Origin of the sequence: Shewanella acanthi (assembly GCF_019457475.1) — a bacterium.
Lineage (GTDB): Bacteria > Pseudomonadota > Gammaproteobacteria > Enterobacterales > Shewanellaceae > Shewanella > Shewanella acanthi.
In genome coordinates this window covers 1,234,388-1,260,875 of the sequence record NZ_CP080413.1, presented here as the reverse complement: position 1 = coordinate 1,260,875, position 26,488 = coordinate 1,234,388, and the positions used below count along the sequence as shown (strand labels likewise).

Below are 26,488 nucleotides of genomic sequence, written 5' to 3'. Positions count from 1 at the left end.
CTAACTTTTCTTGGCATAATGCTTTAATAATCCAGGCACATCCAAGATTAAGGCGATGCCACCATCGGAGGTAATAGTCGCCCCAGCCATACCAGGAGTACCATGAAGCATTGCCCCTAATGGCTTAATGACCACTTCCTCTTGCCCAATGAGTGCATCCACCACAAACCCAATTTGCATCATGCCTAATTGGACAATAACCACATGGCCGAACTTTTTATCACCATGTTTAAAGTTGGTGCGATTGCGATGCAGCCATTGCTCTAAATAAAACAGTGGTACTGCCTTATTTCGTACAATTACGGTCAACTGACCATCAACAATATTGGTCTTAGTCAGGTCAAGGTGGAAGATTTCATTTACGCTAGAAAGCGGTAAGGCGAAGACTTGCTTAGCCACATCAACCATCAGTGTTGGCATAATCGCCAGCGTTAGTGGCACTTTAATCTCAAGGATTGTGCCTTTTCCCTTCACCGAATCGATATGCACAGTACCATTGAGCTGGGTGATGCGAGTTTTGACCACGTCCATGCCAACCCCACGGCCGGAGATATCGGAAATTTCGACTTTGGTTGAAAAGCCAGGGGCAAAAATGAGGTTATAGGCTTCGCTGTCGGTCATCCGAGAGGCTGCATCCTCATCGAGCACTCCCCGTTTAATGGCAATTTGTTTGAGCTTTTCAGGATCCATACCAGCGCCATCGTCTTCGATTTTCAGCAGAATATGGTCACCTTCTTGGCTGGCGGACAGGGTGATGGTTCCGGTGCGAGGTTTGCCGCCGGCCTCACGGTCATTTGGCATCTCAATACCATGGTCAACCGAGTTGCGGACTAAGTGAACTAAAGGATCGGCAAGTGCTTCAACGAGGTTTTTATCGAGATCGGTTTCTTCGCCTACCAATACCAGATCAATTTCTTTATTCAGAGTACGGGCCAAGTCACGTACAACCCTTGGGAAGCGACCAAATACCTTTTTAATCGGTTGCATGCGCGTCTTCATGACAGCGCCTTGCAGATCTGCGGTCACTAAATCCAAATTCGCTAAAGCCTTAGACATTTCCTCATCATCACGGCTTATCCCAAGGCTTAGCAGCCGATTACGCACTAGTACTAACTCACCCACCATATTCATGATTTGGTCGAGCCTTGCAGTATCCACGCGTACGGTTGTTTCCCCCTGGGGAGCATTTGTAGAAGCGCCCCCGACTTTTGCTGGTGCTTTTTCGGCAACGGCAACTTCTGTCTTGGGAGCAACAGCTGGCGGAGTGACTGCAGCTGGCGCAGGGGTAGCTTTTGGCTGCACTGCCGCGTTTTGAGCAGGGGCCTTAGTGCTCGCCTCTGGAGTCGATTTTGTTGCGACACCACCCACTTTAGGTTTAGCGGGAGCCCCGCCTTTACCATGTAATTCATCCAGTAAACGCTCGAATTCATCCTCAGTGATTTCATCGGCGTCAACAGGCGTTGCTGCAACGGGCACAGGTTCAGCCTTTGACGCTGCAGGAGCATCAACTTTACCACTAAATTTTCCAGAGCCATGCAGCTCGTCGAGCAACGCTTCAAATTCATCGTCGGTGATATCATCACTCGAGCTCACAGCAGCTTGAGATGCCACTTTATCGATATCACTCGTTTGACGATCGGCGGCTTTGCTCTCAGCCTGCGCCTTAATACCAGGTCCCTTACCCGCACCGTGCAGGGCATCGAGCAGGGCTTCAAACTCAGCTTCATCGATTTCGTCAATACTCGCCTCATCGGTCGCGCTAGACTCCACGGGCATTTTGTCATCAGCTTCAGCTTCGACCACAGCTTCGATAATGGGCTCTGGCTGATGTTCAACCACGGGTTCTATGTCAACAACGGCGGCTTGACCGAGTTCAGAGGGCAACGGCTCACCCGAACTTAACAATTTTAAGCGAGCAAGCAGACTTGGATCGGCGGGGTCCTGCTGCTCACCCTGTTGGGTCTGGGCGAACATCGTATTGATGGCATCGACAGCCTGCAGAATGATATCCATCAATTCGGCACTGACACTGCGCTTACCGGTACGAAGAAGATCGAAGGTGTTTTCTGCCTCATGGCAGACATCCACCATGGGCGTCAGACTTAAAAAACCTGCGCCGCCTTTAACCGTATGAAAGCCTCTGAAAATCGCATTCAGTAAGTCGGTGTCGTCAGGATTATTTTCAAGGGCAACTAACTGCTCCTGAAGCAGTTCTAAAATCTCACCCGCTTCAATCAAAAAGTCCTGGAGTATCTCTTCATCCACATCAAAAGCCATCAACTTGACTCCCAGTTAGAAACCCAAACTCGATAACAAATCATCCACTTCGTCTTGGCCTGTGACCACATCTTGACGAAGTTCTGCATTCAATATCGGCCCTTCGGCTTCAATATTATTTTTCTGCCTGACAGGACTATCATTTATCGGTTGATCACCAAATACCGTCAGCATAGAGACCAGATTGTTTTCAACTTCCATGACGAGATCGATTACGCGGCGGATCATCTGCCCAGTGAGATCCTGAAAATCCTGCGCCATCAGAATTTGGTTCAGTAATTCGCGCAACCGATTGGAATCCAACTCACTACGGGACATCAAATGCTGCACATCGTGGCAAAGTACTTTAAAGTCACTGAGCGCGATTTCGCGGCGCATCAATTTTTCCCACGACGGCATCACTTGCTGAATATTAGCCGTTAATGCATTCGCCAATGGCAGACACTCTTCCACTGCATCCATGGTTTTATTGGCTGCCTGCTCTGTCATATCAATGACATAGCTTAATCGTTCCTTCGCATCTGGAATTTCAGTATTAGTCAGCTCGACTAAACGGTTATCGACTTGGAAATCCATCAAGGCGCTGTGGAGTTGACGGGTCAATTTACCGACCTCATCAAACAGGTCCCTTTGGAGTGGAGCGGCAAGCTCCCTTAGGAAATCATCGGCTTGAGTCTGTTGTTTAGCGCTTAGCAGTTCAACTAGATGCTGAGCTTGCTCAAGCGAAATGAGCCCTGATGTGTGTGACTTCATAGCTCATCCCTGCTTAAGCAAGTCGTTCGAATATCTTGTCTAACTTCTCTTTTAATGTCGCTGCCGTAAATGGCTTAACCACGTAGCCATTTACCCCAGCTTGAGCTGCGGCAATGATTTGTTCACGTTTAGCCTCTGCGGTTACCATCAACACAGGTAAATGCTTTAGGGAGTCATCTGCACGAATTGCTCTTAATAAATCAATCCCTTGCATCCCTGGCATATTCCAGTCTGTAACCACAAAATCAAAATCCCCTTTCTGCAGCATAGGCAAAGCGGTTGAGCCATCGTCTGCTTCTTGGGTATTGTTAAAGCCCAAGTCTCGCAACAAGTTCTTGATGATACGTCTCATTGTCGAAAAGTCGTCAACGATGAGAATCTTCATATTCTTGTCCAAGGTTTCCTCCGGTGAGCTAACATTTTGAGCTCAAAGTAATAATTATATTATGTCCAGTGCTTGAGCTTGCCTTTGAGTCGCAACATGGCCTGACTTAATATCTGGCTGACACGGGACTCACTTACCTCAAGAATGGCGCCAATTTCTTTTAAATTCAATGCTTCATCGTAGTACAACGACAGAACTAGCGCATCTCTTTCAGGCAATAACTTAATTGCTTCCACCAGCGCGGTATGAAACTGGCTCTCAGCCAATTGCTCAAAGGTGCCATCGCCGACGTGATCCTCGGCGGTTAAGATATCCTCAGAAACGCCAAGATCTTCTATCCCTATGATTTTACCTACAGAAACATCATTGAGAATATGATGGTACTCCGCAAGCGTCATATCAAGTTTTTCGGCGATTTCTGTGTCCCGTGCATCACGACCGAGCACCTGCTCGAGCTCATCGATGGCTTGGGCAACGCGACGATTGTTACGATGGACAGAACGAGGTACCCAATCACCCCGACGGATTTCATCCAGCATCGCCCCGCGAATACGTATGCCGGCAAAAGTCTCAAACTTTGCACCTTTGCCGCCATCAAATTTCGACGATGCTTCTAAGAGGCCCATCATCCCAGCTTGCAGTAAATCATCGAGCTGCACTGAGGCGGGTAATCTGGCGAGCAAATGATGTGCAATTCTTTTAACCAACGGTGCATACTGTTCAACGATAGATGATTTATTGTTTAAACAAGTATACGCAGCGGCTTTATTCACTCGTTTTTTCCTCTTGCATATTTGGTCGCTGAACTAATCGCTCAACGAAAAATTCCAAATGTCCGCCGGGTTGTTGCGGCACAGGCCAGCTCATAATTTTATTTGCCAGTCCCTGATACGCAATCGCCGCTGGAGACTTAGGAAAAGCCTCGACGACTAATTTCTGCTTTCGCACAGATTTACGCAGATTTTCATCAAATGGAATGGTTGCGACAAGTTCAAGTGCGACATCTAAAAATCTGTCGGTCACTTTACTGAGTTTAGCAAATAATTCCATACCTTCGCGCAAACTGCGGACCATATTGGCGACAATTTTGAAGCGGAACACACCATGCTCACGGCTGAGAATTTTAATGAGTGCATAGGCGTCGGTAATTGAGGTAGGCTCGTCACACACCACGATGAGCACGTCCTGCGAGGCGCGTGAAAAACTGAGCACCATATCGGAAATACCCGCTGCGGTATCAACAATTAAAATGTCGAACTGGGTGCGCATTTCACTGAATGCACGAATTAGGCCTGCATGTTGCGCAGGGCTTAACTCCACCATCGCCTGAGTACCTGAGGTTGCTGGCACTATGCCAATCCCCTTAGGGCCACGGACGATAATATCGTCTAATTCCGCATCGCCAGACAATACGTGGGAGAGATTACGTTCAGCGCGGATCCCTAACATGACATCGACGTTTGCTAAGCCAAGGTCAGCATCAAGCACTAACACGCGCTTGCCCTTTTCGGCTAATGCCACAGCAGTATTGATGGATACACTGGTTTTACCCACGCCACCTTTACCACCCGTCACCGCGATTACTTTCACTTTTTCGTTATAGGGTTGATTCATCATACGTAAACCACTTGCTTGATCCAGGGTCATAACTCTACTCAAATGCACAGGTCAAATTATCTGACCACGCTGTGTCTTGTAATGCTTGTTGTTCGGTTCCATCTAATGCCGATAAAGCTTGTTCAGCTAACATAAAGGTATCGGCAACCTTCATATCCTCAGGCACACGCTGCCCATCGGTGACATAACTTAACGGCAGTCCACTTTGGATCAATACACTCAATGCGCCTGCAAGTGATACCGATTCATCGAGTTTAGTCAGTACCACACCAGATAGTGTAATGCGCTTAAAATGATTCACCGCATCCTGCAACACTCGGCGCTGCCCTGTTGCTGACAGTACCAGATAACTCCGGATAGGTATTCTGCTATTTGCAGTTAAATTATCAAGTTGCTGATAAAGACGCATATCACGCTGCCCCATACCCGCGGTATCTATCAATACTAGCTTGCGATTTCTAAACTGATATAGGATCTGCTCTAATTCATTTAAATCATGAGCTTGTTTGACTGGACACCCCATAATCTTGCCGTAGGTCGCCAGCTGCTCATAGGCACCAATTCGGTAATGGTCGGTAGTGATCAAGGCAACTTGATCCGCGCCATGGTGCGCGGCAAAGCGAGCCGCTAATTTGGCAAGGGATGTGGTTTTACCCACACCAGTTGGGCCAACTAAGGCGACTACACCGCCCTGTTTTACAATATCATCACCTTGATTATCCAGCATATTAGCAAGACTTTGCGGCAGAGCGCGCACCAATTCCGCAGGCGTGTAATGCTGACTTAACGCCGCTAATTTTGCCGCGACCGCTGGGGAAAATTCGGCTTCTAACAGTTTGGATTCGAGCATTGCGCCCACGGGGTCGATTCGCTTCTTATGCTCTGACATCAAAGATGACACTTGGTGAGTCAGTAGATTACGTAAAGATGCTAACTCATCACGCATCGCTTCGATTTCGGCACTTTGTTTATGACTGCTCTGTGGTTTATGACTGCTTTGTGATTTGTTATCAAAACCAGATGCCATTTCACGGCGGTCAACCTTAGGTGCAGCTGGCGCTTCTAGGCTCTTAGCCCATGAAGGTAATTCTTCATCTTGCTGTTTATAGGATAATTGCTGATTTAAGCGACTTTGTTGTTTTTCCAGCAGTGCCAGCAAAGAATCCGCTGGTGCAGAAGGCTTAACACGACTCTCCGCTTTAATTGGGGCTTTCATAGGAGCTGCGCCTAGTGAAACTAAATCATCACTGACATCGTCCATAAAGGTTGGGGCATTATTGGTGGTTGCCTTAGCTTTAGGTTCGTCATAATCAACCGCCGCAACGATTTCGATGCCGCCGTTGACTTTTTTATTCGACATGATGACTGCATCTGAGCCGAGTGTATCTTTCACTTGAGCCAGTGCAGCACGCATATCTTTGGCAAAAAAACGTTTAATCTTCACTTATGCGTCCTCTACTGGCCGACGGCAGATACAATACGTATTTGTTTTTCGTCGGGGATTTCTTGATAAGAAATCACTCTAAGGTTCGGAATAGTATATTTAACGAAGCGAGACAGAGTCGCACGTAACATACCAGAAGTCAGCAAGATGGCGGGTTGACCAACCATTTCTTGCTTTTGCGCCGCAGAAGCTAGCGATTGCTGCATGCGCTCCGCAAGACCGGGTTCGATATTTGGCCCCTCGCCGCCGGTTGCTTGCATTGACTGATGCAACATCTGTTCCAACTCTGGCGCCAAAGTAATGACGGGAATTTCCAATTCTGGGCCGGAGATTTCTTGAACTATCATGCGTTTCAATGCGATACGCACTGCTGCGGTCAACACTTCGGTGTCGGTACTCTTAGTGCCGTATTCTAACAAAGTTTGCACTATGGTACGCAAGTCTCTAACCGAAACTCCTTCATTTAATAGGTTTTGCATCACTTTTACGACGCTACCCAGTGGCATCACATCGGGGATAAAGCCATCCACCAATTTAGGAGAATGCCTTGCAAGCATATCCATCAGTTGTTGCACTTCTTCATAACCAAGGAGTTTGGCCGCATTGTTGGTGAGCAGCTGACTGATATGCGTTGCCACGACAGTCGCCGCATCCACTACTGTATAACCTAGGGTTTGGGCGTGCTCACGTAGCTCAGGCGCAATCCACACCGCTTCAAGGCCAAACGCAGGGTCACGGGTTTCGATGCCATCAAGCTTGCCATACACTTGGCCAGGGTTGATTGCCAGCTCGCAGTCGTGGCGAATATCGGCCTCTCCCACAACCACGCCCATTAACGAAATCCGGTAGGCATTAGGGGATAAATCCAGATTGTCGCGAATATGCACTGCAGGTACTAGGAAGCCCAGTTCCTGCGAGAGTTTTTTACGCACGCCTTTAATACGGCTCAGTAGCTCACCACCTTGGCCTTTATCGACAAGCGGAATGAGGCGGTAGCCAACTTCAAGGCCAATGGTATCAACGTGGTGAACATCATCCCAACTAAGCTCTTTTGGCTCTCTATCCTGTCTTTCGGCAGGTCCAGATTTCACTTGCTCTAACGCTTTTGTACGCTTGGTTTCATTACGTTTAAACACGAAATAAGCGGCACCAGCCGTTACAGCCGCAAAACTTAAAAACGCAATATGCGGCATACCTGGCACTATACCCATCACAAACAACAGGCCGGCGGCAATACTCAGGGACTTATGACTGTCAAACATCTGACTGATCAGCATCTGCCCCATATCACCAGACTCATTCTGACGGGTTACCATCAAGGCCGCAGCGATGGATAACAGCAACCCCGGAATTTGAGCGACTAAGCCATCACCAATCGTTAACAGCGTATAAATTTCAACGGCTTGAGTAAAAGTCAGTCCATGTTGGACAATACCAATAATGAAACCACCGAGGATGTTAATCAGCAAAATCATGATCCCAGCAATGGCATCACCTTTTACGAATTTTGACGCACCGTCCATCGCGCCGTAAAAGTCCGCTTCACGGGTCACTTCGGCGCGGCGAGCACGGGCCTGATCCTGATTGATAATCCCAGCGTTGAGATCGGCGTCAATCGCCATTTGCTTACCGGGCATCGCATCTAAAGTAAAGCGAGCACTTACCTCGGCGATACGACCAGCGCCCTTAGTCACCACGGCAAAGTTGATAATAATCAGAATGATGAAGACGACTAGACCTACGGCATAATTACCGCCAATCACCACAGAGCCGAAGGCCTCAATCACCTTACCCGCCGCATCGCCACCATTATGACCTTCGAGTAATACGACGCGGGTCGAGGCGACGTTAAGTGCAAGTCTAAGCAAGGTTGCTACAAGCAACACAGTAGGGAAGGCGGCAAAATCTAAAGGTCTATCGGTATAAATCGCCACCAGCAAGACAATCAGCGCCAGTGCGATGTTAAATGAAAAGAGGACGTCGAGTAGAAATGGCGGGATGGGCAAAACAATCATAGCCAGTGCGGCGAGCACTAGCATAGGTGTACCTATGCCCTTGAAAGAACTCAATTTCAACTGCTTTACTTGGCCAAGGGAGGCTTTAACATCCATTCACTCATACCTAAACTTTGACGTATAGCAGCTTAAAAGCAAAAATCACGCCAATTAAATGAGTACAAGAGAATGCAAATATCACGGGGGAAGTTGGTTGCGACTTACTCAAGGCGAGAAGTTATAAACGCGCGTGCTGGAGTTGCCTACATTCACAAATTAGTATTTCAGCTCATCGGGGATTGGCTGATTTACCGGAATAGGTATCGGCTTACGGCCACGCCCTTTTTGATACTGACGCAGCTGGAATACATAGGCGAGCACCTGTGCAACCGCAGTAAAGAGCCCTTCTGGAATTTGTTGGTCAAGCTTTGTGGTATGGTAAATCGCCCGCGCAAGCGGTGGCGCGGAAACAATCGCAATATTGTGTGCCCTAGCGACTTCACGGATTTTAAAGGCGACGTCATCCACACCTTTGGCGACGACAAAGGGCGCTGCAGAGCGTTTTACATCGTATTTCACTGCCACAGCATAATGCTCGGGGTTAACCACAATGACATCGGCATTAGGCACTTCAGCCATCATTCGCCGCTGGGCAAGTTCACGCTGCATTTGACGAATACGGCCCTTAACCTCTGGCTTGCCTTCGGTATCCTTGTATTCGTCCTTCACTTCCTGCTTGGTCATTTTAAGCTGTTTATTGTGATTCCATATTTGAAATGGCACATCAATCACCACAATCAGCAGCACAGACGAACACAACAAAATAAACATCCACACCAATAAATCTAAAGCGTGATACACGTTGCCCGGCAGATGATCGGTGGATAACAGCAAAATATCGTTGAAATAAAAACTGAGGAGTAAATATGCCGCAATCGCAACCACTGAAAATTTAGCGATCCCCTTAGTCAATTCAACTAAAGCCTGCACGCCAAACATTCGCTTAAAACCTGCGATAGGGCTCATTTTACTCGCCTTAGGTAACATGGCCTGAGTAGAGAAATTCATTCCCCCAAGGGCAATATTCCCCATAAAGGCCACCACTACGATGAGCAGCATAATTTTGAGGATCGGCCAGATGATTTCACCACCAACGAGCCCCCAAACTTTAAACATTTGATTGGTATCGAAGATTTCAGCGCGATCCATAGTAAAAACGCGCTCAAAAATCCGAGACAGCGCGGTTGCAAGCCCAGGCCCTAACATATAAAAGCCTACGGCTGCCGAGAGTAATACTGTTGCCGTACCTAATTCTTTAGAGCGTGCAACCTGCCCCTTTTCCCGCGCCTGCTCGAGGCGCCTCCCGGTGGGTTCCTCACTGCGTTCGCCACTACTTTCTTCAGCCATTACGCACTCCTACCTTACAAAATGCCATCGGCTTGACACTGAAGCCCTAGCACATCACACAGCAAAAGCTGTGCCGAAGACCATACTTCTTCAAAATGCGCCATGACGGGAGTTAAGGTTAGCCAGAGGATTAACAACCCACCAATCATAGTGATAGGAAAACCAATAGAGAAAATATTGAGTTGTGGCGCGGCCCTTGTCATGACACCAAAGGATAAATTCACCAGTAATAGGGCTATAATCGCGGATATCGACATGGTTAGTGCAGCGCCGAACATATACGAGCCCCAATCGGCAAGGGCGCGATAACTAGTGAGTGTTAACCCTTGATTCGAAATGGGTATGGTATCAAAACTCGCCACCAACATTCGAATTAATAGCAAATGGCCATCGACAGCTAGAAATATCAGCGTTGCTAACAATAGGAAGAAATTACCAATCACAGGAGTCTGCTGGCCTGAGCCTGGGTCAACCATGGAGGCAAAGCCCAAGCTTGTCTGCATACCAATAATTTGACCTGTTAATACAAAGGTTTGCATCACCATTTGCGTTACAAACCCCATCGCTACACCGATGATAATTTGCTGCGCGGTGATAAATACCGCGCTTAAGCTAAATAACTCAGCGTCTTTCACGGGGGGGAGTACGGGGGCAATTGCAAAAGTAATGGCCATCGCCAGTAACAGCCTGACCCTCGCGGGTGTGGTTGTTGCCCCAAAGACCACCATGACCATCAACATGCTCGCCACGCGAAATAAAGGCCACATGTAGGAGGCAATGGTCTGCATCAAGGTATCGAGCAGCAGCTCCATGGACTTAACCCACCACTTGGGGAATGCGGTTTACCATTTCAACAAAGAAATCCATCATGATTTCTATCAGCCAATGTCCTAAAAACATTAGGGCAAACAGGGTCACTAATAGACGAGGCAGGAAGCTTAATGTCTGTTCGTTAATTGAGGTTGCCGCCTGGAATACGGCCACAATTAAACCAATCCCCAGCCCAGGTAATACGATGGCAGAGACTATCATCACAATCACTGCGAGGGCTTCACGGAAAATATCGACTAGGGCTTCTGGTGTCATCGATTATGCTTCCTAACCAAAACTGTTGGCTAGGGTTCCCATAACGAGTCCCCAACCATCGACCAATACAAACAGCATGATCTTAAAGGGTAAGGAAACAATCATAGGCGATAACATCATCATACCCATGGCCATCAGAATACTCGCGACAACGAGATCTAATACTAGAAATGGCACGAACAGCATAAAACCAATTTGGAATGCGGTCTTGAGTTCACTGGTAATAAAAGCGGGCACCAGTACGCTCATTGGGGCCTCTTCAGGGGACTTAATATCCTGGTAACCCGAAATATCAATAAAAGTTTTTAAATCCGAAGTGCGCACCTGACCCAACATAAACTGGCGCAGGGGCTCCTTGCCTGTATCAAAGGCCTGTTGAAGAGTGAGCTGCTCATCAATATAGGGTTTTACCCCTTGGTCATAAATTTTATCAAATACTGGCGCCATGATAAAAAAGGTCATAAACAGACTCATACCAATCAACACTTGGTTAGAAGGTGTCTGTTGCAAACCAATGGCTTGGCGCAGGATTGACAGCACTACGATGATGCGGGTGAAAGAGGTCAGCATAATCACCATCGCAGGCAGGAAGCTCAGCGAGGTCATTAACAGCAGTATTTGCATGGTCACCGAATATTCGGTTGACCCGTCGGGAGCCGTTTTTACCGTGACAGCAGGCAAAACACCATCGGTCGCCCCTGCCGAAAACGCCAAAAATAACGCACTTAGTCCAATTAAGCCGAGGATGAACTTCATCATTGTTTTAATTTCGCCTGCCTTAGCTTTTCGGCAAAGGATGCCGTTTCGATTTCAATGGGCTGCGCCAATTTATCTATCAGATTTACCTGCTGCCCACTGACCCCTAATAAATATTGCTGCTCGCCAACCTGAACAAGCACTAATCGTTCTTTCTGACCAAGAGAAGTGACTGCAAGGGTTTTTAGCACATTGTGATTACTGGGCACGAGATTAAAACGCTTCATTAAATAAGCTAAGGCAAAGATGAGCAGCAACACTAAAATCAAACCACCAAGCATACTGGCTGCAGATGCCACTTGACTCGGCTCAGTGACTTTTGCCGTAGTGGCTATTCCGTCCTTTGCCACCTCTGCAACACTTGCTTGGGTGGCTACCACTAAACTCGATATTGCCGATACGCTCATCTCAATCCTTTCATCTTGAGCCTGTTACTTAAGCTTTTTAATGCGCTCAGTTTGGCTGATCACATCCGTTAAACGGATACCAAATTTATCGTTCACAACCACCACTTCACCGTGGGCAATAAGCGTACCGTTGACCATCACATCGAGCGGCTCACCGGCAACTCGGTCGAGCTCAACAACTGAACCTTGGTTAAGTTGCAGTAAGTTACGGATACTGATAAAGCTGCGTCCCACTTCCATCGAAATCGTCACAGGAATGTCTAAGATGGTGTCGAGCTTCGCCGCCTCAGCTTTGCTAATAGGCTGAGATTCATCAACTAACTCATCCAAATCGATGGCATTTGCCTCTTCGAGCGCTTGCTCGGCCATTGCCGCAGCCCAATCGTCACCCAAATCTTCTGTACTCATCTCACTTCACCTTATAATTCTGATATGTCTCTGGCCTTGCCTTTGCGCGTCACTAGCTGCAGCTCGCTCTTCACCGTTTCTGGACGGGGGATTTTTTCGCAAATTTTAAGTGCTAGATTATCCCTAGAGCGCCCCATTTTACAGCGATAAGTAGGTAAGTCTTCGATTTTCATCATGATATATTCCGGCAATTCAATAGGAATAATATCACCGGCTTTAAAATTCATCACATCTTTGAGGGTGACTTCGTGCTCAACAATATTGGCATTAAAGCCCACCTGTACATCCATAATTTCATCGTGCAGCGCCTGTGACCAACGCATATCCGTATCCTGTTTATCACTTTGCACGCCGGCATCGAGCAATTCACGGATAGGTTCAATCATCGAATAGGGCATAGTGATATGGAAATCACCGCCGCCACCGTCCACCTCGATGTGGAAAGAGTTAATTACCACCACCTCGGTTGGACTGACAATATTTGCCATCGCGGGGTTAACTTCGGAATCTAAATAATCAAATTCCACGTCCATTACGGGTGCCCAAGCATCCTTATAATCTTCGAAGATAATTTTCAGTAGCAACTGAACGATTCTTCGCTCGGTTGGGGTAAATTCGCGGCCTTCAATTTTAGCGTGGAAACGGCCATCACCGCCGAAAAAGTTATCCACCAAAATAAAGACTAGGCGCGCTTCCATGGTGATAAGCGCAGTCCCCTTCAAGGGATGAAAACGCACCATGTTAAGACTGGTCGGAACGAATAGAGTATGAACGTATTCGCCAAACTTGAGCATTTGCACGCCGTTAATCGACACTTCGGCGGCGCGGCGCATCATATTGAACATACTGATCCGCAGGTGGCGGGCAAAACGTTCATTGACAATTTCGAGCGTGGGCATACGTCCACGCACGATACGATCCTGGGAAGAAAAGTCGTAGGAACGCGCGTCATGCCCTGCAGCATCCGAGCCATCATCCTCATCGACATCATCGACGCCATGCAATAGCGCATCAATTTCGTCTTGGCTTAATAAATCACTCACAATATTGCATCGCCTCTTTAAGGTACTGAAAATAAAGGTTATTGCATTACAAAACCCGTAAAGAGCACTTTTTCTACTACCTTGCGACCCGTTACTGATTGCAGGGTATTTTGTACGCTAAGTAACGCCAACTGACGTAACTCGTCCTTGCCAGCTTGGGTACTCAGCTTCTGGACATCGGCACCACTAAAAGTGGTGAGCAGCGCATCTTCGATTAAGGGGATATGTTTTTGGGTCAAGAGATCGTCATCTGCGCCCCTAACCATCAACTGTACTTTGATTTCAACAAGGCGCGTACGATCGGGCCCCGGAAGGTTAAACAGAAACGGCCTTGGCATAGGCACATAGGCGGCCATCACGGCATCACCGGTTTGTACCGTGGGATTGTCTGCTTGTGACTGTTCGGTATTAGCAGGCACATCTTCACTGCTACTCCCCATAAACAACCACACGCCGATAATGACGAGTAGCGCGACAACTGCACCTATACCGATAAAGAGAAATAATTTCTTTTTACTCTTTGGTGCTTCGCTGCTTGCAAGTTCTAATGATTCGTCCTTGGCCATGCACTTTACTCTTTAATTGAGGCTAAAGGTTAATGTGGGGAAGAATATCCCCAGATATTAATCCTATAGGTTACCTGCTTAAGCGTAATAATCTATACCTGATGTCAAACTAGTTGCTTGATTTGAACTTAGATCTAGCTCTTCTGCTGAGAAATCGTCCATATTGCCTGAGCCTGTTACCGCATCGTCACTAAAAGCACCCTGTTGATGCTGTCCTTGATCACCATGGGATACATGGCTATCGGCAAGTTGCATACCCTGCTCCTGTAATAACTCCCGTAAACGTGGAATCGCCTGTTCGACAACATCTCGGGTCTGCGCGTTGCTCACTTGAAACTGTACTTGGGTTTGATCCCCTTGCACATGCACTTTTACCAGCATATGACCTAACTCAGGTGGGTCTAACCTAATCTCTGCCTGTTGAATACCTTGGCTCACCATAGTCACTAACTGCTGCTTCATCACTGGCGAGAAACGTTGGATCATGTCCTGCATTTGGTTTTGACCTTCCACGTTTTGGCGTAACGATAATTGGAGCTGTGGAATATCTGCTCGTTGAGGCTGTGACGAACCTATACTCGTTTGACTAAGGGATTTGAACTCTGTGAGTTTAAATTCATTGCCAGCATCGCTGTTAATATCTGCACTCATAGTGTTATCTGCTATGGGTTCAAGACTCACAGTCATTTTGGCATCTTTTAGGGTTTGGATAACGGCCGCTTGGCTGACAATAGGGTCTAAATCCATTGAATCAGGTGCTTTCGAATCGTTTAATGGAAGCGCCGCCTGATTTCCAACAACCTCACGCCCAGCAGCCTGAGCCACCGTAGCCTGAGTCACAGCGTTTGAACTAATCGACTCATTTGCAGTAGATAAGGCGCCGATACTTAGCTCTTTCACCGCTAAAGTCCGCGGATTGTCTGTAGTGTTAGCTTTTCCTTGGGAATTAACTTGAGCAATTAATGGCTCAATCCCCGGTGTAGACTCAGGAGTCGTGACTGATAGCGGTTCTGTTTTCAGTGGCTGAGGAGACACTTCAGCTGCAATTACCTTCGGCGGAACTTCGATAGTCATTGAGTCGACCTCAGGAGAAGTCATCATGGCCTTTGGTGTAATTAACTCGCTTGGTGCTTGAGTTGGAACATCTAAATCGATGGCGATTTGCATGCCCTCAAATTGACTATCTTGATAAAGTTCAGCTGCAATAAGCTCATCAACAGGGTTTAGATGACTAAGCTCAGTACGAATTGACTCAACATCCTCTGAAAGTTCTGTAACCGAAGTGATATCCGCCGCCATGCTAAGACTCGGGTTGAGCTGCATTGGCTCCGGCTCTTTAACTGCCACCACAATATCATTGCCTGCGGGTGAACTTAACTCAGCACTCACATCTAGGGTAAGGATGTTGTCTATGACTCCGCGCCCCTCAATGCGCTCACTCATTTCGACAGCTTCACTGGTCTCAACGCCACTGGCCTTAACGGCTTCCAATCCCGCTACAGGTTTGTTGAAAACTGATTGGGCGCTCTCATCGTCATCATTCAGCCATTTATTTAGCGTATTAGTAAAAGAAGCTGCATCGAGGGAGGCCATCTCTTCTTGAACTAAAAGGTTACCCTGCTCCGCCGTTTCTGCATCAAAATTGGGTTCTATTGTCAGCGCTAACTCATCAACTGCCGCCACAACTCGCTCAAGCGGCAAACCTTCGCCCTTATCTGCCGCTATTTTCAAATCATTTGCCATACCGATTTGGGCAAAAATCAGATCCATATCGGCATTGTCGTCACTGGTTTCGAGCGCTTCAGTCACGCCTTCGGTTTGCAATTCCTTATCCGATTGAAGTACTTCTGTAGAGAGAGTTTTGCTTGATGGGGGTGTTTTAGGCTGAAAAGCAGAGGCAAGCGCAACAGAAAAGTCTTCACTATTAGCATCTTGCATAGATTGCTTGCTGGCAGCTTGGCCAGTCTTAGCGCTAGAGGCTAATAAGATATTATTCATTTGTTGCATACAGGCTCCCAAACAACACCCAGCGAATAAGATGGCAAAAATGCTAGGTTGAACGTCAATTATTGCCGCCAGGGCAAAAGTCTGACTAAATCAAAGCAAGGAAGATGCCAACAAAGAGTTTATACCCTTTTACCGCTACAGCGTTTTGGCACATCAGGACTGCCTACGTCGAAAAAACTGCTGTGAAGCAAATTCGTCGGTCAGTTTCTGCTCCTTTTTAAGCTCAAGCGCCTGACGTTTCTGCTCTTTATTCTCTAACAATAATTCCACTGCTTTACGCTTTTTCTGCTTATCTAGCCAATGTTGCTGGCGATACTGCTTTTGTTTCTCGCCGTCTGCAACCACATGATTCTGTTTGGTGATGGCATCATCAATCTGGCGAATAAAACGATGAAATTGATGGTAATGACTGGCACTAATGCTTTGTCCCTGTTGGGATTGCATCTGCTTCATGTAATCTAGGCGGTAGTTACTGAGTGCGGCGAGTTGTTGTTGACGCTTTTGGCACTCCAGTTGTGCCGACTTAAGCAGCAGTGCGGCTTGCTCTTCTGCTTCTAAGGCCAACTTTAATACTAATTGTAGGGGATCCTGCGCCATATCAGCCTCAACTACTCTTACTGTTATTTACACTGCGCCGCGAGTTGCCCGAGCATCACTTGGCTGTCGGCGAAACTAAAAGCATCGCGCATGGTTTGGCGTAAAAATGCGTTCATCGCGGGTTGCAAACGAATGGCATTATCAATTCTAGGGTCGCTGCCCTGAGCATAAGCGCCAATGGAGATTAAATCGCGATTCTGCTGGTAAAGCGAATAGGTCTGCTTGACCCGGCGCATCGCCTCTAAGTGCTCGTTAGAGATCACCATAGGTGCAACACGGCTAATCGATGCTTCAATATCAATGGCAGGATAATGGCCGGAGTCGGCCAATGTGCGAGATAGCACAATGTGACCGTCTAAAATTGCCCGCGAAGCATCGGCAATGGGATCCTGTTGATCATCCCCCTCGGTCAGCACGGTATAAAACGCGGTAATAGAGCCCTGACCAGGCCCCCCATTACCGGCGCGTTCAACCAAGCGCGGCAACTTAGCAAATACTGACGGCGGATAACCTTTGGTTGCCGGCGGCTCTCCCACGGCGAGGGCGATTTCCCGCTGTGCCTGGGCGTAACGGGTTAAACTGTCCATCAGCAGCAGGACGTTATAGCCTAAATCGCGAAAATACTCGGCAATTCGGGTCGAGGTTTCACAGGCGCGAAGACGCATTAAGGGTGAAGTATCGGCGGGGGCCGCGACCACAACGGAACGCGCTCTGCCCTTTTCACCTAGAATTTCTTCAATAAATTCTTTAACTTCGCGGCCACGCTCGCCAACCAATCCCACAACGATAATGTCTGCTGTTGTGCCACGGGTCATCATACCTAGCAGCACACTCTTACCCACGCCAGAGCCTGCAAAAAGCCCCATCCGCTGCCCCTTACCTACGGTAAGCATGGCATTAATAGCGCGAACCCCCACATCTAAGGGTTCGGTAATGGCACGCCTAGCGAGGGGATTTATGGCCGTACTGTGGCGCGACGCCTGTTGATCGCTCGGTAGCGCCCCTAACCCATCGAGAGGAACACCATTGCCATCGAGCACGCGACCTAATAACGATAAACCAACATTGAGCCCCGCTTGCTCGCCGAGCGGCACCACTCGGGCGCCTGGCAACACACCGCGCAGTTCTTCGATTGGCATCAGATATAACAGTTCATCGTCAAAACCAACAACCTCGGCAATCAAATCCCCCGCCATAGTCTCAATAGAGCACAAGCTACCAACGGGTGCACGGCAACCACTGGCTTCGAGCGTCAAACCAACCACTCGCACCAATTGCCCACTGGCCACAGCGCGAAAAGGTGGCACCTTATCGGTGTAATGGTTGAGTCTACTCAGCAGTTGGTGGCGACGATTTTGCATTTTGCTCTCCGGCGCTCTGCGCCGATGTACTCTGAGACTCGAAGTCACCCTCAGCCTGTTCGCTTTGGATTTTCTGCATCTTAGCCGCATTTTCCTTATCTAAGGCTTCTTGACGAAGATGCTGTTGCTGTGTGAGGTGGGATTGCTGGGCACGAAGCGTTTCAAATACCGCTTCGATGCGGGAATTTAGGGTTAAATCCACCAGCGAACGCTGACTGTTAATAATGCAATCGCCAGGCGTTAACGAGGGGTCACTTTCTAATATCCATTGATTGCGGTTGAGCTGGGTACTCGAATAGAGTGTCTCGACCAAGCTGACATCATCGGGATGCAAACGAATACTCACGCTTTGCTCTTTGATTGGCAGTGACTCTACCCCTAAACGCAGCGCAGAGAGAATTTGCTCGGGATGCGTTTTGAGTTCATGGCCGATAACGGATTTTGCCAGCGCCATGGTGAGCGTCATTAATGCGTGTTCAATATCGCCATCGAGTAATTGCAGTGGTTTTTCAAATTGGCTGAGCAGCCCTTCAAAACGGCTAACCAATTGTTTAGCATCGTTCAGCCCTGCTTCTAACCCCTGCTCATGTCCTTGGCTGAAGCCTTCTGTATGACCTTGCGCTAAGCCTTCGAGCCTGCCCTGCTCAACGCCTTGGGCAAAACCCGCATTTTTACCTTCGTTAAAGCCCTCTTCCTCGGCTTGAGCGCGAATATCTTCGATTTCGGCAAGAGTTGGCGGCGCAACGGTTTCAACCGTTTCAGGCTTTGCTTGCTGCGCGGTCCTGCGACCAAATAGATTTGATACGGATTCATCTGGTAATTCAGTCACATCGGGCAGCGCCCAATGGCTAAATTCCACAGCATCATCCGCACTTGGCGTCATTTTGTTGTCGCTCGAATTAGAGGAACTCATCGCCACCGCTGCCACCTAACATGATTTCACCACTGTCGCTTAAACGACGGGCGATTGAAAGGATTTCTTTTTGGGCAATTTCCACTTCACTAATGCGAATGGGCCCCATGGCTTCTAAGTCATCACGCAGCAGCTCTGCCGCACGTTTTGACATATTACCCAGAATTTTGTCTTTGAGCTGATCGTCAGTGCCTTTTAATGCTTTAAGCAACACATCCTGCTGAACTTCACGAAGTAGCACTTGGATGCCGCGGTCGTCGACGTCAATCAGGTTCTCAAACACAAACATCAGGTCTTGGATTTGTTGCGCCATTTCCTCGTCGGTCTCGCGCATGGTTTCCATTAGCTGGCTTTCGATTCCGGTATCGAGGTAGTTCATGATGTTGGCAGCGGCTTTTAGACCGCCCATCTTCGCAGCTTGGGCACCACCTTGGCCGGCGAATTGTTTCTCCATAATGTCGTTCAGTTCTTGCAACGCGGCAGGCTGAACTTCTTCGAGATTAGCAATACGCATCATCAAGTCGAGGCGGGTATTTTCAGGGAATTGCCCAAAAATTTCTGCGGCTTGATCAGGCTCCAAATAAGACAACACAATGGTTTGAATTTGAGGATGCTCGTTTTGGATGATAGTCGCCACTTGTCTTGCGTCCATCCACTTGAGGGAATCTAGGCCTTTAGCGCCGCTGCCCATAATGATTTGTTCAATCAGATTACCGGCTTTATCTTCCCCTAAGGCAGCCGTCAATGCCTTACGGACGAACTCTTCACTGTTAAAACCGATGGCGGAAAATTTCTGAATATCATCGAGAAACTGCTTATGGACGCTAACTACTTTCTCCTGCCCAAAGTCGGCCATGGCCGCCATCGCCATCCCCACCTTTTGTACCTGCTTTGGCTCAAGGTGTTTAAGAATCGATGCCGCATCGGCTTCACTCAGACTTAAGAGTAAAATGGCCGTTTTCTCAATGCCGCTCATTTCCTTTATGCTGGCGCTTGAACCGCCTTCATTTTCCTTTGATTTATTCTCAGCCATTGTCTTGTAACCAATTTTTCACGACTTGGGTAGAAAGCTCAGGCTCATTGGCCACGAGCGCGCGGATAGCTTTTATCATATCATCATCTTTATGCAGATTAGGGATAAGAATCGAACCATCATCGGCATAACTGTATTCGGCATCCTTAGTGTTGAGCATCCCTAGGGTATCGGCTGCGTATTGATCTTCAATCTCGGCCAACTCATTACCTAATCCGGTATCCTCGGGCATGTTGACACTATCTGGATAGATCAAACGTTTCAGCATTGGGCGTACCACAAAGATGATGAGCACCAGAATCACCAAGGCACCGACACCAAGTTTAACCGCGCGCCAGAACCAAGGTTGCTCCCACATTTCAGGGGCTGGCAACTCATCAATTAGTTGATCCATAAAAGGCACAGTAACGACTTCAAGCACGTCACCACGCTGAGCGCTAAAGCCGACTGCGCCTTCAAGTAGACGACGAATATTGGTTAACTCCTGCTCGGTACGGGCAACACGAGCCACTTGACCATTTTCACCGGCCGCGCCAGCCTTAAAGTCAACGGCGACCGAAACGCTTATCCTGCGAACCGTTCCTACCTGCTGACGGGTATGGCTGATGGTAGTGTCGAGCTCAAAATTGCGCGTTGCTTCACTGTGGGCATTACCCACTGAACTCACACTCGATTGCGATGAACCCGTCGCTTCCTGTGGAATATTTGATTCCATTGGCGGTTGATTGGTTAACGCACCAGGGATGCCGCCACTGCTGCCATTAGATGAGTAGTTTTCAACCGTCATTTCGCTCCGTAGCGAAGGTAAATCCGGGTTAAAACGTTTTGCCGTTTGTTCTACGGCGGTGAAGTCCATACTGACATCGACTTGAGAGGTAAAATTATCTGGACCTAAAATGGGCGTCAGTATGGATTCAATCTTGGTACGGTATTCCGATTCTTTTTGCTGTACTAACTCAAGTTCGCGGCGGGCTCTTGCAGAAACGCCATCCTGACTGCCTGAGTTAAGCAGACGTCCATTCGAGTCTGTTACTGTCACACGAGAAGGCTCTAAGCCTTGAACGGCCGACGCAACGATATCTACAATCGCATCGACTTCACCTTGACCTAAACCACCACGTCGAGTGTTGATAACAACAGTCGCGCTAGGTTGGGAGGCATTGCGGGCAAACACATTTTCTTTTGGCAACGCCAGAATCACCTTAGCACGGCTCACGCTTTGTAATTGCTCGATGGCACGGGCTAGGTTTTCCTCTTGGCTGTGCTTGAGTCGTGCCTGCTCCATACGTTGGCTAACGCCAAAACCACTATCTTGGCTCAAAAAATCCTTATTACTGGAAGCCGCTGTATCAACACCTGCGCGGCTAAGCATCATTTTAACTTCTTGATACTTATCTTCTGGTACCTTGACGACATCGACATTGATTTCGTATTTGATCTTATTTTTATCTAAAACATCAAGAACTTGCACCATCTCTTGGGTATCCATTTTACCCAATGGACGGTATTCAGGCTCTTGTGCCCAAATCATCACAAAGATAGCCACGGCCAAACATATCGCTAGGGCTAATACCATAGTGACTTGGCGCATCATATCAACGCCGCCGATTCCGCCGAAAACGCCAGATTTATTCTCCTGCCCCACCCCTTGGTCGGCCAGATTGCTATTAGACCCGACAATCATTTCTGTGCTCACGATTCGTACCTACTGATGGGTTAAAGATGGGCCTAAACCGGCATACTCATGATTTCTTTATAAGCTTCAACGAGCTTATTACGCACTTGCACCGTGGCTTCAAAGGCAACACTGGCCTTCTCACGTGCAATCACGGTATCAGACAGGCTTACGGTGGTATCACCAAGCTCTAAGCGCGTAGCTAGATTGGAGGAAGTATTTTGCAGACCGCTCACATTACCGATGGCTTGGGAAAGTAACTGGCCAAAATCGGATCCCGCAGTGTTATTCACCTGCTGCACTAGATTATTGGGCGCTATGCCCAATGAGGGGGTAATTTCCCCTTTAAGTGACTGCATTTCTTGCAGTAATGAATTTGCGCCGATTTGCATACTGTGCTCCCATCGTCGAGTTATTGACGATATATCTAACCTGATAATAGGGATATGCAAAATGATGGCCAAGTTGTACTTAACCATTTAAAACTAAGCCGTGCGAAGAAAAATAGGCGCCATTTCACTAATGAAATGACGCCTTCGCTGCGTAGGCTAAAGGGAGAATTTGAATGGGGTAAACTTAACTGGGCACTTGGATGCCTATATCACGCATTCTTGCCATTTTGTATCTTAGGGTTCTTGCACTTATACCTAACTTTTCGGCCACCAATTTTCGACTTCCATGGCATTGGGCCAAAGTTTCTAAAATAATGACATGCTCCTGGGCCTTTAACTCTTCGCCTAAACCTTCAGGTTCATTAGCCTGCTCTACCGACTCAGATGAGAGAGGCACATCTTGGGCGTCGAGAATGATATCATTAGCACTGATATTTCCCCCTGAGCGTAGGATAAGTGCCCGCTGTACCACATTATCGAGCTCACGCACGTTTCCTGGCCAGCGATGACTTAACAGACGACGACATGCAAGTTCATCAAACTCAGGCACATCCACTATATTGAGCGACTTAGCATGTTTAGCAAGTAAATGGCGCGCCAGCGGCAAGATATCCGCTGGGCGTTGATTTAGCGCAGGCCAAGTAAGCGGGAAAACATTGATTCGATAATAGAGATCTTCCCTAAATTGCCCCGCTGCCACTACGGCCTTTAAATCACGGTTAGACGTCGCAAGTACTCTGACGTCGAGCTTTATGGTTTTACGACCACCTAATCGCTCAACTTCACGTTCCTGTAATACCCGTAGCAGTTTGGCCTGCAGTCCTAAATCCATCTCAGAGATTTCATCGAGTAAGAGGGTTCCACCTTGGGCCTGCTCAAATTTGCCAGGGCAAGCTTGGTAGGCCCCCGTAAAAGCCCCCTTTTCATAGCCAAAAAGAGTTGCCTCTAGCATGTTTTCAGGAATTGCTGCGCAGTTAATCGCCACGAAAGCTTGGTCTGCACGACTGCTATTTTGATGAATATACCGCGCCAGAACTTCTTTACCCGAGCCACTAGGACCTAAGATCATCACGGATGCATCGGATGCGGCAACACGCTGCGCTAATGACAAAAGCGATCGGCTCTTCTCGTCGGCAACAACGGGACTATCGCCATTTGATTTTATGGGTAAATAACGCAGTACTTGGTTTAATAACACCTCTGGAGCAAAGGGTTTAGCCAAATAATCCACGGCGCCAAGCTTAATGGCGTTCACAGCACTGCCGATGGTGGCATAGGCCGTCATCAACAGCACAGGAATTTTGGGATGGTGCTGCTGAAGATAATTTAACAGCCCAAGACCGCCAATTCCCTCCATTTGCACATCGCTGATCACCATATCGAATTGCTGCTGTTTAAGGGCGATAATGCCTTCTTCGCCCGAGGCAACATCGACGCAATCGTAGTGAGCAAGCATCAAGGTATCGAGCAGCGCTTCCCTTAGTGATGCATCGTCTTCGACGAGTAAAATTCTGGCTTCAGACATGGCTGTTCTCCAATGGCAGAGGGCGAGCCGATTTAGCCTTTGGGAACGTTAGCAGTACTGTGCAGCCCTGCTGCGGAGTACAAGTTAACTGTAATTGGCCGCCATGATTGCGTACTACGGATTGCACCACGGCAAGACCTAATCCTGTTCCCTGTGGCTTAGTAGTAAAAAAGGGTTCAAGGACTTTTTTCTGCATCTTAGCATCAAGCCCCTTGCCGTTATCTATCACCCTCAGCTGCACATGCTCGCCTACATCACTGGTAACAATATGGATCTGACTGGCTCCCGCCTCGAGGCTGTTGATCACCAAGTTGTTTATCGCAGAGCTTAAGGCATTGACATTGGCAAGCAGCGGCTGATTTGCCTGATGAATCACGGTCAAGGATTTACCTTGCTTAGCGGCAATGGGCTCGCAGTTAGCCATGACTTGGCTTAATACCTCGCTCAAGGTGACAACTTCGCCCATCTCATCCTGACGCCCCTTAGCCATCAGAAGCATATCGTTAACCTGACGCTCGAGTTCATTAAGTCTATCCACCAGCTTTTGTTGAAATTTAGCCTTAGCAGAGTCGGATAATTTAGTACTGGCAAGGTTTGCGGCATAGAGCAGCGCCGCAGATAAAGGCGTACGAACTTGATGGGCAAGGGTTGCCACCATTTTCCCAAGGGCAGATAAACGCTGCAGGTGGGAGATATTCTGTTGAAGCAGACGGGTTTCGGTCAAATCGGTCAGCACAATCAGCTGACCCGGTTCAGGTGTCAACGGTGTAATGGCAAGTTTCACCCTGCGACCATTACGAAGGGAAACTTCATGACCGTCGTCGTCCTGCGGCGCGAAAGCCGAATGGATCACATCAATCCAGCGGGTACCGCATAAAGATTGCTCTAGGAGTTCGACTGCGACGGGATTTGCGTCGGTGACAATGCCATCACCGTTCAAAATCACTACGCCAGAGGGCATAGCCTGCAGAATATGTTCCATACGATTGGACATATTGGCGGCTTCACGCATTTGGTTCCATCGTTTATTGCTTGGGGTAAACGATTCGGTTTGCGTTAGTGGATGCGCTGACATAGACACTCCGTCAAAAAATTGCTTCTGACGGAGTGTTTGCAGATTTTATGCCAAATTATTGAAGAGAGATTTTAGCTGAAAAATCAGAAGATAAGACGTTAAGAATAGCGTTATTCTTTTGTCATACCATATTTACGCATTTTTTCAACTAAGGTAGTACGGCGAATACCTAGCATTTCAGCTGCGCGGGCGACTACGTTATCCTGCAGCTCCAGTGCTTGACGGATCATATCGATTTCAAGCTCAGCGAGCAGATCCTTAAGGTTAACCCCCTCAGGCGGTAGCTCACTTGGGAAACGCGTTTCAGGGATTTCCACCGGCTCATCGCTGGTAAAGATGGAAGCTAACGCATCACGCTCCTGCTGCTCTTCACTGAGTTCAACACTGTATTCAGGCACATCGATATGGCGGTATTTCACTGGCAAATCATTTACATCAACCAACCCGCCCGGATAGAGAATCGTTAAACGCTCTACAAGGTTAGAGAGTTCCCGGACGTTACCCGACCAAACGTGTTCCTTAAGGGACTCGATAGCACGCTGGGTAAATCGAACTTTACCACGACCTTCGTTGTATACTCGGCTCACTAACTCCTGTAACAGCAATGGCACATCGTCCTTGCGGTCACATAAAGCAGGCATCTCAATAGGAAACACATTTAGGCGATAGTAGAGATCCTCACGGAACTCATTGGTGCCAATCATGCTTTCGATATCCCTGTGAGTTGCTGCAACCACGCGCACATTTGCCGTCATGGTTTTAGTGCCACCGACACGCTCAAACACGCGCTCTTGAAGCACACGCAGCAGTTTTACCTGCATTTGCAGCGGCATATCACCAATTTCATCGAGAAACAGCGTGCCACCCTCGGCTAATTCGAAACGGCCTTTACGGGAGCTAATCGCCCCGGTAAACGAGCCTTTCTCGTGGCCAAATAACTCACTCTCGAGTAATTCAGGGGGAATCGCACCACAGTTAACCGGAATAAAGGGGCCATCGCGGCGATCAGACAGGTAATGGATATTACGGGCGACCACTTCTTTACCTGTGCCAGATTGCCCCAAAACCAGTACAGTCGCGTCGGATGAAGCGACTTGATTGATCAAGTGCCTCACATTAGCAATGCCTTCACTACGCCCGACGAGACTTCGGAAAAGCTTTGTTTGATTGGCACTCGTTGGAACCTGTGGACGTTTAACTTGTCCATAAACCTGGCAGAAATGCAGTAAATCGGTCAATTGAGGGTAATTTAATGGTTCTTCAACGTGACCCAATACGTTGGATACCTGCAGCTCGGCTGCATTTCCAAATAAAATGATGGGTTGCCATGGATATTGGCCAGCAAGAGATTTAAGCGCCTCTTCTGACATATTGTCGGTACTAAGCACCAAAGCGCGATAACGGGTCTCTTTAAGGTGTGTGCTTAATTTTTCGATAGAGGTGATTTCAAGTTGCTCACCCAAAAACTCAAAAATGCAACACAGGCGACTTACGCGCTCTGATGGAGTTCCGACTAGTAAAATTCGTTGATCTGTATGCATCATTTAGTAGGCCGTCAAGCGCTAATGTCTATTAATTCGCATTAATTATTTTATGATTAGTTGCTGTAAAAAGCTGAGCAAATTCAAAGTAACAATCTGTGTCACCATTACTACTCTGATGAATATTGTATTATCAGCACTCCAGAAGCAAGCCTCGAATGCGTATTCTGCCAAACAGAATTGATTTTAGTTCATTTAAGCCATGATTCTAGCTAACAAGGTCAAC

General features: G+C 47.9%; 25 protein-coding genes. All 25 read right to left on the bottom strand.

Going from position 1 to position 26,488, the window contains the following annotated elements; translation table 11 throughout:
* A complete protein-coding gene (locus K0H61_RS05690) occupies positions 1–2,277 on the bottom strand; it encodes a chemotaxis protein CheA (protein WP_220051763.1) in 2,277 nt (758 codons plus the stop codon).
* Between the two features lie 15 nt (positions 2,278–2,292).
* Positions 2,293–3,030, bottom strand: a complete 738-nt coding sequence (locus K0H61_RS05685; protein ID WP_220051762.1) for a protein phosphatase CheZ — start codon at positions 3,028–3,030, stop codon at positions 2,293–2,295.
* A gap of 13 nt (positions 3,031–3,043) precedes the next feature.
* Positions 3,044–3,427 (bottom strand): chemotaxis response regulator CheY, encoded by a 384-nt coding sequence (cheY, locus tag K0H61_RS05680; RefSeq protein ID WP_011919599.1) that lies wholly within the window; start codon positions 3,425–3,427, stop codon positions 3,044–3,046.
* Positions 3,428–3,474: 47 nt separating this feature from the next.
* Positions 3,475–4,188 (bottom strand): RNA polymerase sigma factor FliA, encoded by a 714-nt coding sequence (locus K0H61_RS05675; protein WP_220051761.1) that lies wholly within the window; start codon positions 4,186–4,188, stop codon positions 3,475–3,477.
* Complete coding sequence (locus tag K0H61_RS05670; protein ID WP_258406015.1) at positions 4,181–5,062, bottom strand: MinD/ParA family protein; 882 nt, start codon at positions 5,060–5,062, stop codon at positions 4,181–4,183. The genes K0H61_RS05675 and K0H61_RS05670 overlap by 8 nt, the downstream gene beginning before the upstream one ends.
* 4 nt (positions 5,063–5,066) lie before the next feature.
* Positions 5,067–6,476 carry a flagellar biosynthesis GTPase FlhF gene (gene flhF / locus K0H61_RS05665; RefSeq protein WP_220051760.1) on the bottom strand — a complete coding sequence of 470 codons (1,410 nt, stop codon included), beginning with the start codon at positions 6,474–6,476 and terminating at the stop codon, positions 5,067–5,069.
* Positions 6,477–6,487: 11 nt separating this feature from the next.
* Positions 6,488–8,587 (bottom strand): flagellar biosynthesis protein FlhA, encoded by a 2,100-nt coding sequence (gene flhA / locus K0H61_RS05660; RefSeq protein WP_220051759.1) that lies wholly within the window; start codon positions 8,585–8,587, stop codon positions 6,488–6,490.
* A 159-nt stretch (positions 8,588–8,746) separates the two neighbouring features.
* Complete coding sequence (flhB, locus tag K0H61_RS05655) at positions 8,747–9,877, bottom strand: flagellar biosynthesis protein FlhB (protein ID WP_220051758.1); 1,131 nt, start codon at positions 9,875–9,877, stop codon at positions 8,747–8,749.
* 14 nt (positions 9,878–9,891) lie between these two features.
* On the bottom strand, positions 9,892–10,689 hold the full coding sequence (gene fliR, locus K0H61_RS05650; RefSeq protein WP_220051757.1) for a flagellar biosynthetic protein FliR: 798 nt from the start codon (positions 10,687–10,689) through the stop codon (positions 9,892–9,894).
* A 4-nt stretch (positions 10,690–10,693) separates the two neighbouring features.
* Positions 10,694–10,963 (bottom strand): flagellar biosynthesis protein FliQ, encoded by a 270-nt coding sequence (gene fliQ, locus K0H61_RS05645; protein ID WP_220051756.1) that lies wholly within the window; start codon positions 10,961–10,963, stop codon positions 10,694–10,696.
* A gap of 12 nt (positions 10,964–10,975) precedes the next feature.
* Entirely contained in the window at positions 10,976–11,722 is a 747-nt protein-coding gene (gene fliP / locus K0H61_RS05640) for a flagellar type III secretion system pore protein FliP (RefSeq protein ID WP_286670286.1), read from the bottom strand.
* On the bottom strand, positions 11,719–12,126 hold the full coding sequence (gene fliO / locus K0H61_RS05635; RefSeq protein ID WP_220051755.1) for a flagellar biosynthetic protein FliO: 408 nt from the start codon (positions 12,124–12,126) through the stop codon (positions 11,719–11,721). Before fliO ends, fliP begins: the two co-directional genes overlap by 4 nt.
* 24 nt (positions 12,127–12,150) lie before the next feature.
* Complete coding sequence (gene fliN / locus K0H61_RS05630; protein ID WP_220051754.1) at positions 12,151–12,534, bottom strand: flagellar motor switch protein FliN; 384 nt, start codon at positions 12,532–12,534, stop codon at positions 12,151–12,153.
* Between the two features lie 11 nt (positions 12,535–12,545).
* The gene (fliM, locus tag K0H61_RS05625; protein ID WP_220051753.1) at positions 12,546–13,577 is read right to left on the bottom strand and encodes a flagellar motor switch protein FliM; all 1,032 of its coding nucleotides are present in this window, start codon (positions 13,575–13,577) and stop codon (positions 12,546–12,548) included.
* A 38-nt stretch (positions 13,578–13,615) separates the two neighbouring features.
* Entirely contained in the window at positions 13,616–14,143 is a 528-nt protein-coding gene (fliL, locus tag K0H61_RS05620) for a flagellar basal body-associated protein FliL (RefSeq protein ID WP_220051752.1), read from the bottom strand.
* A 78-nt stretch (positions 14,144–14,221) separates the two neighbouring features.
* Positions 14,222–16,150, bottom strand: a complete 1,929-nt coding sequence (locus tag K0H61_RS05615; RefSeq protein ID WP_220051751.1) for a flagellar hook-length control protein FliK — start codon at positions 16,148–16,150, stop codon at positions 14,222–14,224.
* 153 nt (positions 16,151–16,303) lie between these two features.
* The gene (gene fliJ, locus K0H61_RS05610) at positions 16,304–16,747 is read right to left on the bottom strand and encodes a flagellar export protein FliJ (protein ID WP_220051750.1); all 444 of its coding nucleotides are present in this window, start codon (positions 16,745–16,747) and stop codon (positions 16,304–16,306) included.
* A gap of 23 nt (positions 16,748–16,770) precedes the next feature.
* Positions 16,771–18,108 carry a flagellar protein export ATPase FliI gene (gene fliI, locus K0H61_RS05605; protein WP_220051749.1) on the bottom strand — a complete coding sequence of 446 codons (1,338 nt, stop codon included), beginning with the start codon at positions 18,106–18,108 and terminating at the stop codon, positions 16,771–16,773.
* Entirely contained in the window at positions 18,077–19,021 is a 945-nt protein-coding gene (gene fliH / locus K0H61_RS05600) for a flagellar assembly protein FliH (RefSeq protein WP_220051748.1), read from the bottom strand. Before fliH ends, fliI begins: the two co-directional genes overlap by 32 nt.
* Complete coding sequence (gene fliG, locus K0H61_RS05595) at positions 19,008–20,054, bottom strand: flagellar motor switch protein FliG (protein WP_220051747.1); 1,047 nt, start codon at positions 20,052–20,054, stop codon at positions 19,008–19,010. Before fliG ends, fliH begins: the two co-directional genes overlap by 14 nt.
* Entirely contained in the window at positions 20,047–21,738 is a 1,692-nt protein-coding gene (gene fliF / locus K0H61_RS05590) for a flagellar basal-body MS-ring/collar protein FliF (protein ID WP_220052505.1), read from the bottom strand. The genes fliG and fliF overlap by 8 nt, the downstream gene beginning before the upstream one ends.
* Positions 21,739–21,782: 44 nt before the next feature.
* Positions 21,783–22,121 carry a flagellar hook-basal body complex protein FliE gene (gene fliE, locus K0H61_RS05585; protein ID WP_220051746.1) on the bottom strand — a complete coding sequence of 113 codons (339 nt, stop codon included), beginning with the start codon at positions 22,119–22,121 and terminating at the stop codon, positions 21,783–21,785.
* Between the two features lie 184 nt (positions 22,122–22,305).
* Positions 22,306–23,646: a sigma-54-dependent transcriptional regulator gene (locus K0H61_RS05580; protein ID WP_220051745.1), complete on the bottom strand. Its 1,341-nt coding sequence runs from the start codon at positions 23,644–23,646 to the stop codon at positions 22,306–22,308.
* On the bottom strand, positions 23,639–24,721 hold the full coding sequence (locus tag K0H61_RS05575) for a sensor histidine kinase (protein WP_220051744.1): 1,083 nt from the start codon (positions 24,719–24,721) through the stop codon (positions 23,639–23,641). Before K0H61_RS05575 ends, K0H61_RS05580 begins: the two co-directional genes overlap by 8 nt.
* 110 nt (positions 24,722–24,831) lie before the next feature.
* A complete protein-coding gene (locus K0H61_RS05570) occupies positions 24,832–26,265 on the bottom strand; it encodes a sigma-54 dependent transcriptional regulator (RefSeq protein WP_220051743.1) in 1,434 nt (477 codons plus the stop codon).
* Positions 26,266–26,488 lie beyond the last annotated feature (223 nt).

Bases quoted from the DNA above. Each gene is read 5' to 3' on its own strand.
- K0H61_RS05685 (WP_220051762.1), bottom strand. From the start codon at position 3,030: ATGAAGTCACACACATCAGGGCTCATTTCGCTTGAGCAAGCTCAGCAT.
- fliO (WP_220051755.1), bottom strand. From the start codon at position 12,126: ATGAGCGTATCGGCAATATCGAGTTTAGTGGTAGCCACCCAAGCAAGT.
- K0H61_RS05690 (WP_220051763.1), bottom strand. From the start codon at position 2,277: ATGGCTTTTGATGTGGATGAAGAGATACTCCAGGACTTTTTGATTGAA.
- K0H61_RS05615 (WP_220051751.1), bottom strand. From the start codon at position 16,150: ATGCAACAAATGAATAATATCTTATTAGCCTCTAGCGCTAAGACTGGC.
- fliF (WP_220052505.1), bottom strand. From the start codon at position 21,738: ATGATTGTCGGGTCTAATAGCAATCTGGCCGACCAAGGGGTGGGGCAG.
- K0H61_RS05575 (WP_220051744.1), bottom strand. From the start codon at position 24,721: ATGTCAGCGCATCCACTAACGCAAACCGAATCGTTTACCCCAAGCAAT.
- K0H61_RS05570 (WP_220051743.1), bottom strand. From the start codon at position 26,265: ATGATGCATACAGATCAACGAATTTTACTAGTCGGAACTCCATCAGAG.
- fliQ (WP_220051756.1), bottom strand. From the start codon at position 10,963: ATGACACCAGAAGCCCTAGTCGATATTTTCCGTGAAGCCCTCGCAGTG.
- fliP (WP_286670286.1), bottom strand. From the start codon at position 11,722: ATGATGAAGTTCATCCTCGGCTTAATTGGACTAAGTGCGTTATTTTTG.
- fliH (WP_220051748.1), bottom strand. From the start codon at position 19,021: ATGAGTTCCTCTAATTCGAGCGACAACAAAATGACGCCAAGTGCGGAT.
- flhB (WP_220051758.1), bottom strand. From the start codon at position 9,877: ATGGCTGAAGAAAGTAGTGGCGAACGCAGTGAGGAACCCACCGGGAGG.
- fliL (WP_220051752.1), bottom strand. From the start codon at position 14,143: ATGGCCAAGGACGAATCATTAGAACTTGCAAGCAGCGAAGCACCAAAG.
- K0H61_RS05670 (WP_258406015.1), bottom strand. From the start codon at position 5,062: ATGACCCTGGATCAAGCAAGTGGTTTACGTATGATGAATCAACCCTAT.
- K0H61_RS05580 (WP_220051745.1), bottom strand. From the start codon at position 23,646: ATGTCTGAAGCCAGAATTTTACTCGTCGAAGACGATGCATCACTAAGG.
- fliN (WP_220051754.1), bottom strand. From the start codon at position 12,534: ATGAGTACAGAAGATTTGGGTGACGATTGGGCTGCGGCAATGGCCGAG.
- fliG (WP_220051747.1), bottom strand. From the start codon at position 20,054: ATGGCTGAGAATAAATCAAAGGAAAATGAAGGCGGTTCAAGCGCCAGC.
- flhA (WP_220051759.1), bottom strand. From the start codon at position 8,587: ATGGATGTTAAAGCCTCCCTTGGCCAAGTAAAGCAGTTGAAATTGAGT.
- fliJ (WP_220051750.1), bottom strand. From the start codon at position 16,747: ATGGCGCAGGATCCCCTACAATTAGTATTAAAGTTGGCCTTAGAAGCA.
- fliR (WP_220051757.1), bottom strand. From the start codon at position 10,689: ATGGAGCTGCTGCTCGATACCTTGATGCAGACCATTGCCTCCTACATG.
- fliE (WP_220051746.1), bottom strand. From the start codon at position 22,121: ATGCAAATCGGCGCAAATTCATTACTGCAAGAAATGCAGTCACTTAAA.
- fliI (WP_220051749.1), bottom strand. From the start codon at position 18,108: ATGCAAAATCGTCGCCACCAACTGCTGAGTAGACTCAACCATTACACC.